Origin of the sequence: Halomonas sp. THAF12 (genome assembly GCF_009363675.1) — a bacterium.
Classification (GTDB): Bacteria; Pseudomonadota; Gammaproteobacteria; order Pseudomonadales; family Halomonadaceae; genus Halomonas; species Halomonas smyrnensis.
In genome coordinates this window covers 2,056,648-2,071,726 of record NZ_CP045399.1, presented here as the reverse complement: position 1 = coordinate 2,071,726, position 15,079 = coordinate 2,056,648, and the positions used below count along the sequence as shown (strand labels likewise).

Sequence of the window (15,079 nt, the reverse complement as noted above, 5' to 3'; positions counted from 1 at the left end):
CGGCCCGCTCGATTCGTGTGAATCGACAGCCGCAGGATCTTGAGGTGAACATTATGCAGGGTGCTGTCTCGGTGGCGACGCTTACTGGCGATGCCTGGATCAAGGATGAGAACGGAGAGCTTCATCAGATCGGCGTCGGGGATGTCATCCAGCCCGGCGAGACCATCGTGACTGCCGGGGATGCGAGTCTGGTGGTGGTCGATGCGAGAGGCGTGGCACATGAAGTGCCCGCCGGCAGCGATATCCTGCTGCCGTCCGAGCGACGCGACGACGCCGAGGCATCCGAAGACGATACCGATGTGCGGGATGAAGCTGCCCTGAGCGACGACGACCCTGTCACGCCGCTTGCCGAGTGGCCGGCCGACGACGTCGGCGCCGAGCCGCAATCGGAAGGCGTTCACTCCGCCATGGCCACCGAAGGCAGCAGCTTCACTATCCTCGATAGGATCCAACTGGAACTGGACCCCTTGGATTATGACTACGCGTATGCGCGTAGCGACGATCTCGAATGGCGTAAGGGCGGCGCCTTCGAGACAGAGGACGGTTCGGCCTCGGCGCTGGGGAGCCCGCGTCCCACGGTCGAGATATCGCTCCTGGGAGCCGGCGATGACGGCGTTTTTTCCCTCGCGGAGGCGAGCACGGTGACCGCACTGGTGACTTTCGGAGAGGGTACCCAGGTCGGTGATATCTTGGTCGTGACTGATGGCCGTGGTAACGAGCTGGTGAATCGGCCCGTCACCGCGGAGCATTTGAGTGAGGGAATATACGTTGACGTGCCGGTATCCGGTGGTAGCTCTTTGGTCGATGTCTTGGCCACCATTACCGATTCTTTGGGGCGGACAGACGCGGACAGCGACGACAAGCCGATCACCTGGGAGATCGACATCACCGTGCCCAGCCGTCAGGAGGCTGCCGTCGCCGACGGCGATGCGACCGACCATGTGGTCTTCGAGAGTGGCCTGGCCAGAGGCTCTCGTCCTGATACGGACGACACCCGCGTCGAGTCCAGTTTCTTCTTCAAGACACTGGGCGCGCTGAGCGCCGATGGCACATTGACGCTCAGCGTCGCCGACAGCACCCTGACGCTGACTCCCGCACAGCTTGAAGGCCTGAATGATGTACCGCAGTCGTTGACGACGGCCTATGGCGAGCTGGCACTGACGGGATATAGCCAGGCGGCCGATGGCACCATCACGATCGACTACGTCTACACATTGATCGAGGCGGCTAGCGTCGACGCCGAGGATGCGTTTGACGACATCCGCGTCATCGTGACGCCGCGTGACGGCGGCAGTGAAGAAGCGGCCCTTAGTATCAAGGTGGTCGACGACGCGCCGGCCGCTAGTGCCGATACTCACACCATCACCGAAGACGCCACGCCCAATCCGGTGAACGGCAACGTGCTGAGCGGTGGCGTCGCCGACGGCGATGCCGCAGATACCCAGGGCGCCGACGGCGCTCGGGTCAGCGGGGTCCAGGCGGGCACGCCGAGCGGCGATCACGTCGTCGACGGCAACCTGAGCAGTGAACTCCAGGGCGAGTACGGCACGCTGATCCTGCAGGCCAACGGTAGCTACACCTACCAGCTGGACAACGACCATCCGGCGGTCAATGCCCTCAAGGACGGCGACACGCTCAATGACGTGTTCAGCTACACGCTGACCGACGGCGATGACGATCAGGCCACCACCACCCTGACCATCACCATCGACGGGCAGACCGACGGCGATCCCGCGGTGACGATTCCCGATGGTAACGGCCTCGAGGTCGGTGACCAGAGCATCGCCGAGGACGCCACCGACCCGGTCAGCGGCCGTGTCACCGTGAGCGCCCCGGACGGCCTGCAGAGCGTGCAGATCGGTGACACCACGCTGACGCCCGACGACCTTAACGCCCTCAACGACACCCCGCGCGAGATCGTCGGCGACGAGGGCACGCTGACCCTGACCGGCTACGACGCCGAGACGGGCGAGATCAGCTACACCTACCAGCAGAGCGGCACGGCCAAGGATCACAGCGCCGGTGATGACAGCGTCGTCGACCGCTTCGCGATCCAGGTCACCGACAACGCCGGCGAGACGTCCGGCGACAACACGCTGGAGCTCCAGATCACCGACACCGCGCCGACCGCCAACGCCGACACTGGCACGGTCGACGAGGACGGGAGCGCGCTGGACGGTAACGTCCTGACCGCCACCGACTCCGGCCCCGCCGATGTGGCCGACACCCTGGGTGCCGATGCCACCACGGTGACGGGCGTCGCGACGGGTGAGCAAAGCGGTCAGCAGAGCGGCAATGTCGGCACCGGCTTGGCCGGCGACTACGGCACGCTGACGCTGAACGACGATGGCACCTACACCTACGTCGTCGATAACGACAACGCCGAGGTGAACGCGCTGAAGGACGGCGACAGCCTGATCGAGACCTTCAGTTACACCATCCAGGACGCCGACGGCGACTGGAGCACCACCACGCTGACGCTCACTATCAACGGCAACACCGATGGCGCGCCGAGCATCACGCCCGACGATGCCAATGGTGCCGGCGTCGACGGTGAGGTGACTGTCAGCGAAAGCGGCTTGAGTGATGGCTCCGAGGCGGCCAGCGACAGCGAGTCCGCCGACGGCACGCTGAGCGTCAGCGCCGCCGATGGCCTGAGCAGCCTGACGATCGGCGGCACCACGCTGGCTCTGGATGCCCTGGACGCGCTGAGTGACAGCAGCCCGCAGACGATCGACGTGGCGGGTGGCACGCTCACGCTGACCGGCTTCACCGCCACGGACCGCGTGGGTGGCGTGCCCACCGAAGGCGAGCTGAGCTACACCTACACGCTGACCGGCGAGCGCCCCCACAGCGGCGCCGACGATGACGCGCTGACGCTGGACATCCCGCTGAGCGTGACCGACGCCGGCGAGGCGACGCGCGATGGCACCCTGACAGTGCGGGTGGAAGACGACGCGCCGAGTGCCGTGGCCGATACCGGCGAGGTCAGCGAAGGCGCCACCCTCGAGGTGGCCGCGGCTGACGGCGTGCTCGGTAACGACACCGCGGGCGCCGATGGCTGGGCCGATACCGGTGCCGTGGTTGGCGTCAGTGCCGGTGACATTGGCTCCGCGGTCAGCGGTGGCGTGGCCGGCCGTATCGACGGTGAGTACGGTTACCTGACCCTCAACGCCGATGGTAGCTACACCTACGTGGCCACGGCCGACGCCATCAGCGCCGATGCCCAAGACGTGTTTACCTACACCGTGCGCGACGGTGACGGGGATGACGCCACCACGACCCTGACCATCGACGTGGCCGACGTCAGTCTGGCCGACTCGCCGATTGCTGACAGCGTCGAGGAAAGCGGCCTGACCGGTGGCTCGACGGAAGGCGACGATAGTCACACGACCACCGGACAAGTGGACCTGCCGGAGGGCGTGACCGCGGTGCCGCAGAACGAGGTGCCGACCGAGCACGGCACCTTCAGCATCGACGAAGACGGTAACTACACCTACACCCTGGACGGTGAGACCGACGGTGACGATGTCACCGACAGCTTCACCTATACCAGCCAGGACGAAGACGGCAACACGGTGACCAGCACCGTGACCATCGACATCGTCGATGACGTACCGGTGGCCAACGCCGATACCCACACCATCACCGAAGACGCCACGCCCAATCCGGTGAACGGCAACGTGCTGAGCGGTGGCGTCGCCGACGGCGATGCCGCAGATACCCAGGGCGCCGACGGCGCTCGGGTCAGCGGGGTCCAGGCGGGCACGCCGAGCGGCGATCACGTCGTCGACGGCAACCTGAGCAGTGAACTCCAGGGCGAGTACGGCACGCTGATCCTGCAGGCCAACGGTAGCTACACCTACCAGCTGGACAACGACCATCCGGCGGTCAATGCCCTCAAGGACGGCGACACGCTCAATGACGTGTTCAGCTACACGCTGACCGACGGCGATGACGATCAGGCCACCACCACCCTGACCATCACCATCGACGGGCAGACCGACGGCGATCCCGCGGTGACGATTCCCGATGGTAACGGCCTCGAGGTCGGTGACCAGAGCATCGCCGAGGACGCCACCGACCCGGTCAGCGGCCGTGTCACCGTGAGCGCCCCGGACGGCCTGCAGAGCGTGCAGATCGGTGACACCACGCTGACGCCCGACGACCTTAACGCCCTCAACGACACCCCGCGCGAGATCGTCGGCGACGAGGGCACGCTGACCCTGACCGGCTACGACGCCGAGACGGGCGAGATCAGCTACACCTACCAGCAGAGCGGCACGGCCAAGGATCACAGCGCCGGTGATGACAGCGTCGTCGACCGCTTCGCGATCCAGGTCACCGACAACGCCGGCGAGACGTCCGGCGACAACACGCTGGAGCTCCAGATCACCGACACCGCGCCGACCGCCAACGCCGACACTGGCACGGTCGACGAGGACGGGAGCGCGCTGGACGGTAACGTCCTGACCGCCACCGACTCCGGCCCCGCCGATGTGGCCGACACCCTGGGTGCCGATGCCACCACGGTGACGGGCGTCGCGACGGGTGAGCAAAGCGGTCAGCAGAGCGGCAATGTCGGCACCGGCTTGGCCGGCGACTACGGCACGCTGACGCTGAACGACGATGGCACCTACACCTACGTCGTCGATAACGACAACGCCGAGGTGAACGCGCTGAAGGACGGCGACAGCCTGATCGAGACCTTCAGTTACACCATCCAGGACGCCGACGGCGACTGGAGCACCACCACGCTGACGCTCACTATCAACGGCAACACCGATGGCGCGCCGAGCATCACGCCCGACGATGCCAATGGTGCCGGCGTCGACGGTGAGGTGACTGTCAGCGAAAGCGGCTTGAGTGATGGCTCCGAGGCGGCCAGCGACAGCGAGTCCGCCGACGGCACGCTGAGCGTCAGCGCCGCCGATGGCCTGAGCAGCCTGACGATCGGCGGCACCACGCTGGCTCTGGATGCCCTGGACGCGCTGAGTGACAGCAGCCCGCAGACGATCGACGTGGCGGGTGGCACGCTCACGCTGACCGGCTTCACCGCCACGGACCGCGTGGGTGGCGTGCCCACCGAAGGCGAGCTGAGCTACACCTACACGCTGACCGGCGAGCGCCCCCACAGCGGCGCCGACGATGACGCGCTGACGCTGGACATCCCGCTGAGCGTGACCGACGCCGGCGAGGCGACGCGCGATGGCACCCTGACAGTGCGGGTGGAAGACGACGCGCCGAGTGCCGTGGCCGATACCGCCGACGTGCCGGCAGGCAGTCTCGAAGAAATCGGCGGGAACGTCGTGACCGATAACGATACTCAGGGCGCCGACGGAGCCACGGTCACGGCCATTCTTAGCGGTACCAGCGGTACAGCGACCGATGTTCCCAGCGTTGGCACGCAAAGCCTCCAAGGCACCTACGGTGAACTGACCATCCACTCCGATGGCACCTATACCTACGCGCGTGATCCGGGCACTGCCGGGGGCGTTCAGGACGTGTTCACCTACACGCTGACCGATGCTGACGGTGATGCAGATACCGCCACCCTGACCATCGATATCGCTGACGCGACGCCCAGCACGTCGGTACCCGAAGCGGGCGGTGACACGACGACCGTGGATGAAGCCGGCTTGCCGGGTGGCACCGAATCCGCAACCGATAAAGAGACGACCAGCGGCACCATCGAGTTCACCGCAGAAGACGGCCTGGCCGAGAGCGATCCTGTGACCTTGGGCGGTCATGTGCTGACCGCTAACGATCAGACATTCTCTGACGGGCTGACCGCGCGCTATGAGTATGATGCGAGCACCGGTCAAGGGATGGTCCACTACAGCTATACCCTGCTGGAGACAACCACGGGGGACGATACCACCGAGGAGTTCGCCCTGACCGTGACCGATGCGGATGGCGATAGCGCACCGGCAAGCTCGCTGGTGATCGATATCGTCGACGATGCGCCGTCGGCCGCAGTCGACAGCGGCGAGGTCACCGAAGGGGATACCTTGAATGTCGATGCGGCGTCCGGCGTGCTGATCAACGATCAGTCCGGTGCCGATGGTTGGGAAACGAGCGGTGCCGTAGTCGGTGTCGTGGCGGGGGATAACGGCGGAACCGCCGTCGGTGACAACGTTGGAGAAACCATCGACGGCGCCTACGGCACCCTGACACTGAACGACGATGGTAGCTACACCTATGTCGCCACGGCGGATGCCATCAGCGACGATGCTCAGGATGTATTCACCTACACCGTGCGTGATGGCGATGGAGACGAAAGCACCTCGACCCTGACCATCGACGTTGCTGATGTCACCGGTACCCCGACTGACACCACGGATAGCGTGGATGAGGCGGGCCTGACGGATGGCACCGACGCGTCCGCCGACAGCGAAAGCATCAGTGGTGGAAGTCTCGACTTGCAGTCGGGCTGGACAGTAGAGACCCAGCAGAGTGGCTCGACGCCACTGGGTGACTGGACGGTCAATACCGACGGCACCTTCGACTACACCCTGAACAATGAGGCGGACCACTCCGGTACGCCGCCGACCGATAGCTTTTCGTACACGGTGGTCGATCAGTACGGTAATACCGTGGCCAATACGGTAACCATCACCATCGTCGATGATCAGCCGGCGATCAGTGTCGATAACGGCCAGCTGGGCAGCGTCGAAGTCGATGAAACCAGCCTGGCCGGCGGGAACGTCAGCGCCACCGATGCCGACTTTATCGACGGGGTATTCGCTATCGACTTTGGGGCCGATGGTGAAACCAGCACCACCTATAGCCTGCAGGTCACCGATGGCGCGGTATCCGGTGTGACGGATACTGCCTCGAGTGATGCGATCCAGCTCTTCATGGACGGTGACGACGTGGTCGGCCGAGTCGGTGATGCCGATGGCGACATCGCCTTCCGAATTGCGATGGACGCTGATAGCGGTGCCGTCACGCTGACCCAGTATCGCCCGCTGGAACATCCCGAGGGAGGCACTGCCCATGATGACGTCATCTCGCTGAACAACGGCGCTCTGCAAGTCGTCGCGACGGCCGTTGACGGCGATAGCGACAGCGTCGACAGCGATGCCGTCAGCGTCGGTAGTCAGTTCACCTTCCGAGATGATGGTCCTACTATTGGCGCCTCTCCGGCAGCGACAAGTATCGAAGAAGCGGCCCTGTCGAACGGCAGTGAGCCGGATGCCGAAGCCACCAGCGTGACGGCCGAGCTTGACGTCGATTTCGGCGAGGACGGGGCCGGTGAGCTGGTATTCACCGAGTCACAGTCCGCCTTGCGTACGACGCTGAACAACACCGGGAATGGGGACATCACTCTCACGGTTGACGGCGACACTCTGACCGGCAGCCGTGATGGAACGGACGTGTTCCGGGTGACGTTGGATGTCACTGGCGAGTATGGCTTCGAGCTTCTGGGTGCCCTGACGCATCCCGTTGAAGACGAAGATCTGGCGTTCAATTTCGCCTATCAAGCCATCGACGACGATGGTGATACCGTCGACGGCAGCTTCGAGGTCAACGTGGTGGATGATGCTCCTGTAGCCATCAGCGTCACCACACCCGAGGACACGGCGGCCGAGCCGTTCACGACCTCGGCGGATGCCACACTCGACAACGTCACCATTAAGGATAGTGATGGCAATCAGGTAGCCGGCACGGATAATCCCGATGGTACCCGTAGCTTTGATCTGGGCTTTGGTACAGCCACTGTCGACGAACAGGGGCGGGTGACCTTTGATCCTGAGGCCAACTACAGTAACGAGGGCCACGAGGACGTCTTCATTGTCCAGGTCAACGAAGACTCGGGCGGAGCCCCCGAGACTAGGGTAACCGTCAATGTCATCCCGGTCGCCGACGCCCCGAGTCTCGACGTCGATGGCGACACGATCGGCACCGACGAGGATACCGCCGTGGCGCTGGGGCTGAACGCCCCGCAGGTCGTCGACGACACCGATCAGAACGGTCCGTCGGACGGGGACAACCCAGAGCTGCTGGGGGCCATCACCCTCAGCGGGCTGCCGGAAGGCGCGACGCTGAGCTATGGCGACGCCGAGGAATATGAAATCGGCGCCGATGGCAGCGTGACGATCCGCCTGTCCGACGGCGATCACCATGCGAATGCCAGCGCCGATCTGGTCATGAGCACGACGGCGTTCGAGGCCATGACCGTGACCCCGCCGGCCCATGCCCACGAGAACTTCACCGTCGACATGAGCGTCACCAGCTACGAGGTCGGTGACGACGGGCAGCCGCTAGACGGCGTTGAAGGGGAAGCTTCCGACACCAGCGTCGACGTCTTGGTGCGGGCGGTGACCGACGACGCCGTCTTGACCTTCGATACCAGCGTCGCGGCCGATTCAGTCGAAGAGATCGTCGAAATTGCCTATGAAGGCGATCGCGAGGCGACGGCCATGCTCGATGAGGATACCGATTTCGACCTCACCGCACTGCTCGAGGCCAGCTTCGCCGATCTCGACGGCTCCGAGGCGCGCGACATCACCATCGAGAACACCACCGGCCAGGCCATTCGGGTTAACGGCCAGACGCTGGCGGCCGGCGAAACGAGCGATCCCATCGATGCCACCGGCCAGACCGGTGACATCGGCAGCTTCCCGTCGATCTCGATCGGCGCCGACGCAGACTTCAGCGGCGACCTGGACGGCATCATCATCAGGCTGAACGCACAGGACCGGGATGAAGATGGCTTCGAAGGCAACCTCAACCCTGGTGCACCCATTGACGGCGTCGCGGAAGACGATGCCGACAATGATCAGGGCGACCCGAGTAACAATAGCGTGACCCTCAACCTGAGGGTCCGTCCGGTGGCCGGCGACATCAATGCCGACAGCAGCCACGCCATCGACGAAGACACCTCGGTGGCATTCCTGTCCGGCATCGAAGTGACGGATAGCGATGACGGCAGCGCCGGCAGCGAGGTCATCACCGCCGTCAGCTTCGCCGTGCCGAGCGATGCCAACGGCGACTGGACGATCACCGCGCCCGACACGGGCGAAGGGAGCAACTGGCAGGTCTCGGAGAGCGACGGCCAGTACACCATCACGGCGCTGAATGGCTATGACCTGCAGGGCGTGCTCGGCGACTTCACGATCCTCCCGCCGGCGCACAGCAGTCTGGATGCCACGCTGGACGTGCAGGTGACCTCGGTTGACACCCAGACGGTGGGCGGTGAGTCGGTATCATCGGAGCCGGCCACCGTCACGCACACGGTCGAGATCGGCGTGAGCCCCGTGGCGGAGCGGGTCGACAGCGACTCGGCGACCCCGGCGGGCAACGACGTCACGATGTCGGGCGATCATACCTACGATCGTGAAGGCGTTGAGGATGACTGGTTTACACTGGGCACCGAGCAGGATAATGGCAGCTTTGAACTCGGCGCCGGCTGGGATGTGGAAGATGACGAGCAGCTTTACGCTGCGCTGACGCCGGAGCTCACCGCCCATAACGGCACTCAAACTAGCGCGAACGGGGCCCGCTTCCGCTATACCGACGAGGGCGGGCGGCAGGTCGAGCAGACATTCGGCGGCGAGCCGGTACGGGTGCCCGCCGAGTATCTGGACAGCCTGGAATTCATGGCGCCGGCGAACTTCTCCGGCCAGTTCAAGGTGAACGTCCAGGCCGTGACGATAGACACGGACGATGATAGTGACGACGGCACCCGGGTCGAGGCCGTCAGCGGCAGCAGCGAGCTGACCAACATCTTGATCGCCCCCCAGGCCGATGCCGCCACGACCTCGGTCACCGCGCGCGTCAATGGTAGGGAAGATGAGACGATGCCGCTGTCGATCCGTCCCACCAGCTCCGACCCCTCGGAGACCTACGATGTCACGATCGACGGCGTGCCCGAGGGTGCCGAGATCGTCTACGGCGGAACGGCGTATACCAGCGCTTCGGACGAAGCCACGGATAACGGCGACGGCAGCTGGAGCCTCGCGCTAGAAGACTTTGACACGGCCCTCGGCGGCGCGATGTCCATCACGCCGCCTGAAAACTCCAACGAGCCTTTCACGCTGCGCGTCTCGACGCGCACCGTGGACAGCCTGACGGTCGACGGTGTGATCTACGAGGACGTCTCCAATCCGTTGCCCGAGCCCCCGCTGACGATCGTGGTCACGCCCAAGGGCGTGGCGGACGAGGCCGTTGTCGAGGTCGTGGCGCCGCAGGATCAGGCCTTCACCGAACAGTCGCTGGAGGAGCAGGGCGGCGTGATGCTGACGGATCTGCTGGCGAGCACGCCCTCGCTCACTGACACCGATGGTTCGGAGACGCTGAGCTTTAAGCTGCAGGGCCTGCCGGACGGCTTCGGCGTCGAGGGGGCAATCTTCCTCGGCAATGGCGAATGGAGCTTCGCAGCCAACCAGCTCGACGGGGTGAAGATCACGACCCCGGCCAACTTCAGCGGTACCTCCGAGACATTCGTCCTGTCGGCTATCACCACCGAGGATGACGGCGATTCCCTAACCCGGAACCATGCCCTTCAGCTGCGGGCCACGCCCTCGCCCGAGGCGGCGATGAACCTCTCGACGACGGCTGAAGAGGATGTCGGTCAGCGCCTCGACTTCGGTGTCCAGCACCGCAACGGTGATACCGACGAGCAGATCTCCGAGGTGTGGCTCCGTCAGGACGAGGTCAGTGGTCAGGACAACTTCACACTGACGTACGGCCTTGGCGGCCCCGAACTTGCGGCGGGCCAGGACGGCGTGACCCTGGAGGATGGCTGGTTCAAGCTGACCGGCGATGCCATCGGCGGCGTCTATTTGCAGGGCGCGCCCAACTGGCACGGCAGCGGCGCATTCACCGTGCGCTATGGGGTCGAGGATCCGGGGAACGATGACACCGTGTCGCCGGTGTCCGCGATGTCCGAGGATCAGACCTACGCGTTCGATATCACCGCCGTGACCGATCAGCCCGAGCTCTCGGTGACCCGCGGCCAGGCGCTGTCGCTGGACAGCCCCGGCACCGCCACGATCGAGTTGGCCATCGCCAACGACGGCCAAGAGGGTGGTGATTACGACGGCAGCGAGCAGCTGACCCGCATCCTGCTGGACAACGTGCCACAGGGCGTCATCGTCCAGGGCGCCGAATTCATCGGCGAAGGCCAGTGGCTGTATATTACCGACGACACCTTCGACAGCGCTCTGAGCCGTGAGATCGTGCTGCAGGTCCAGTCCGAGGCCGGTGAACTCGATGCCCATCCGATCGGGGTTACCGTGACCACTGAGGACGCCGGCAACGGCGAGTCCCTGACCGATAGCGTCGAGGTCAGCCTGTCGACCGACTTCCCGACTGGCAATGACGGGGATGCGCCGGCGGCGATCATCGAGTGGGCCCAGTCCGACTTTGAGCCCACGGAAGACGAGAGCTTCACCCTCGATCAGTCCTTCGTCGGGGAAATCGAGGACGACGTATCCGGTAACGGCTTTACCATTACCTTGAGCCAGCTGCCGGCCGGTACCGTCGTCGAGGGCATGATCGAGACCTCGATCGACGGCGAGCCCGTGTGGACGGCCTCGGGCACCGGTGGCAACGACGCGCTGCAGACTCTGATGGCCGGCATCACGATTACGCCTCCCGAGGACGCCAACCGCAATACGGGCAGCTTTGTGGTGGATGCCAAGCTGACCACTTATGTGCCCAGCGGACTGAGCCTCGAGGAGACGGTGAGCGGTGCCGCTTTCGAGATCCAGCCCGTCAGCGACGCGCCGGTCGTTGGCATCGCCGCACCTGCCGTGGACGAGGGCGAGGCGTTGTCCTTCACCGTCGATCTCGACAACCCGGCCGATGCTAGCGACTGGAGTCTGGTAGATGGCCGCCTTTATCTGCGTCTCGACGAGAGCGGCGTCGAAGGGGCAGGCACGTTGCGCGGCTCGGATGGGACAGCGCTCACGACGCGTTCTGTCAGCGGCGTGGACGGGCTGGCCGACGGCGACTATTACGTCGTCGACGGCGTGGCGGCGAGCGATTCCTTGACGTTCGAGTATACGCCGGCCACCGAGTACGCTAGCGGCGGCGTCGGTCTCACTGCCTGGGCCCAGAGCAGCGAAGAGGGTTCTGCTGCAGTGGAGACGGGCAGCTCGACCCAGGTTGGCCAGATACAGCCGGTCAACAGTGGCTACGACTTCACGGTGGCCAGCGTCTCTGGGGCCGAGAACGACAGCCAGCGGGTGGAAGACGACCGGTCGAACGTTGTTCGGCTGGACATTACCGATAACGGCCTCATCGATAGCGACGGCTCCGAGAGCGTTGGCACGGCGCTGCTGAGCGGCGTGCCTAACGGTTTTCTGATCTATGTCGGGGACTCGGCTGCCGAGGCTACCGAGGCGCAACTCTCCAACAACGCAGGTGGCGACGGTAGTACCAATACCTGGCTGCTCGGCCAAGGCGGCATCCCGAGCTATGTCGGTGTCATGGCGCCCCAATACTGGAGCGGCACCGTGGAGGGCCTGACCCTGCAGGTGACGTCGGGCGAAGACGCGCTGGGATCGGAGATGCTCTCCGAGCAGACCTTCGATCTGACCGTCGAGCCCCACGCGGATGGCGTGAATGCGCTGGCCCCCACGCCGAGCTTCGGGGTGGAGGGCAACATCATCCCGCTGAATCTCAACCATGAGCTCGCCGACCCCGATAGCGCGGGCCCTGAAGATGCCTCGACGGAGACGCTGACGCTGGCCTTCAGCGGCATGGGAGAGCATGCGGCTTTCTATGTTGGCGAGAGCCTGATCAGCGGTACCGAGCAGGTCGTCGACGAGGGGGGCGGCACCTATACCGTCAGCGGGCTGAGCTCGGCCGATGCGGAGAATCTGGGCTTTGTTCAGGCGGCGAACGCCCTGGGCGACGTTCAGGTGCGGGCGCGTACCGAGGAGTCCGGGGGCGGTACGCCTTCGGCATGGACGGAGTGGGCCGGCATCGACGTTGATAGTGTCAGGGAGCAGTTCGGCACTACCGGGGATGATACCCTGCTGTGGACCGGTGAGGCCCTGGACGCCTTTGGCGGCGACGATACCATCGTCTTGCGTTTCAGCGAGGAAGTGGCCGGGGCGGACCTGTCTGCGAACCTGAGCAACATCGAGACCGTCGACATGACGGGCAATGGCGAGAATGCGCTGACTGCTCTCAGTGCACAGGACGTGCTCGACATGACCGACGACGACAACGTGCTGTCGGTGCTGGGAGATAGCGAGGACCGCCTGACACTGTCCGGCGATGGCTGGACGGATGGTGGCAGTGCCGACGGGTTCCAGCTTTACGTCAATGCCGATGCCGACGGCAGCGATGCCACCCTGAGGGTGCAGGAGGGAGTGCAGATAGACATCTAACAATCTGCATTTTTTTGTCTGACACAATAGTGTGTCGAATATAAAGCTATATGAGCGGGGCCTAGAATATCTAGGCCCTTTGTTCAGTCCTTAATTCCAGTAATAAGCGCCGCACCTGCGGTATCCAGGCCTCCTGAGTGTTCCCCAAGAAACACCTACGCCGGTGTCCGTTAGCCGAGCCGTTTTTGAGGGCGTTCATTCGTAACATTTGGCAAGCCGCCGAGCGCTTGTTTGAAAGTCGAGGAGTCGCCGAATGCTGGATGACGAGCCCAGAAATTGCTCTCCGAGGCCGCATGCCGGCAGATGTTGTGGTTGAAGACCCTTAAAGCGTTTACGACCGTATCAGTAGCTGGTTTGTATATCAGCGTCTTAATAGTGGGACCAGCAGCCCGGCCTTGTGCCGGGCTGCTGCGTTTTGGGTCTCAGTCCTCCAGTGAGAAGAATTTCCCGTGGATTGCCTTCGAAGGCATCGGCGATTCAGCTGGCTTGAGCCTTCACCTGCTCGACGATGTGCGCGCCGATGGGGATCGCCGAGGTGGCTGCCGGCGACGGGGCATTGCCGACATTGATGGTGCGGCGGGTGTTGACGAACAGGAAGTCGTCCACCAGCGTTCCGTCGCGAGAGACTGCCTGAGCGCGCACGCCGGCCGGGTAGGGCGAGAGATCGTCGAGGGTCAAGCTCGGACAATACTTGCGGACCAGCTCCAGGTAGCCCCGCTTGTGCAGCGAGTTCTTCATTTCCGCGAGCCCCGGGCGCAGGTTCCGCGCCAGGACCTTGCGGATGCCGGGGTTGGTCAGCATCTGCGTGAGATCACGCGGGGACACGTCGCGTCGGCGATAGCCTTCACGCTTGAAGGCCAGCACGGCATTGGGGCCGACGGTGACAGAGCCATCGATCATCCGTGTCAGGTGCACTCCCAGGAAGGGCATGGAGGGATCCGGGATCGGGTAGATCAAGTGGTTGACGATGTCGTTGTGCTGCTCCGTCAGCCGATAGTACTCGCCGCGGAAGGGGCAGATGCTGAACTCTGGATCCTGCCCCAACATGCGAATCACCCGGTCGGCCATCAGTCCTGAGCAGGTGACGAGATAGCGCCCGGTGATGTCGCCGTCATGGGTGGTCACGACCACTTCCTGTGACCGCTCCTCCAGGTTGGTGACCTCTGTCTTATAGCGGATCTCGCCCCCCGTGCGTTCAAACTCGGCCGCCATGGCGCGGGTCACGGCGGCGTAGTCGACGATTCCGCTGGAAGGCACGAAGATGCCGCCAAGACCGGTAATGTTCGGCTCACGCTCGGCGAGCGCTCCGGGCTCCAGCCACTCTCGCTCCAGGCCGTTGGCCTCGGTGCGCTCCCACAGCGCCTTCATGCGCTGCATTTCCCGCTCGTTGGTGGCCACCAGCAGCTTGCCGCAGCTGTCGTAGGGGATGTCGTGGGTCTCACAGAAGGCCTTGGTGGCGCGGTTACCCGCCAGGCAGAAGCGTGCCTTGAGACTGCCCGGGGTGTAGTAGACCCCGGCGTGGATCACACCGCTGTTGTGCCCGGTCTGGTGGCGGGCCGCCTCGGGCTCCTTTTCTACCAGCAGCATCCGGCGATCCGGATAGGCCCGCTGGAGCTGCATGGCAGTGGACATGCCCAGGATGCCGCCGCCGATGATGATGAAATCGTACATGCCGTCCTCGTTCTTCGTTGTCCTGTGGCGCGGCGCCGTCCTGGCCGGCTGGGCCTGAC

General features: G+C 64.4%; 2 protein-coding genes. One reads left to right on the top strand and one right to left on the bottom strand.

What is annotated here, in order from left to right; genetic code table 11:
* Positions 1 to 53: 53 nt before the first annotated feature.
* Positions 54 to 13,349 carry a VCBS domain-containing protein gene (locus FIU88_RS09545; protein WP_253742807.1) on the top strand — a complete coding sequence of 4,432 codons (13,296 nt, stop codon included), beginning with the start codon at positions 54 to 56 and terminating at the stop codon, positions 13,347 to 13,349.
* Positions 13,350 to 13,826: 477 nt separating this feature from the next.
* On the opposite strand, the gene lhgO is transcribed toward FIU88_RS09545, so the two are convergent.
* Complete coding sequence (lhgO, locus tag FIU88_RS09535; protein WP_152479055.1) at positions 13,827 to 15,020, bottom strand: L-2-hydroxyglutarate oxidase; 1,194 nt, start codon at positions 15,018 to 15,020, stop codon at positions 13,827 to 13,829.
* Positions 15,021 to 15,079: the final 59 nt, after the last annotated feature.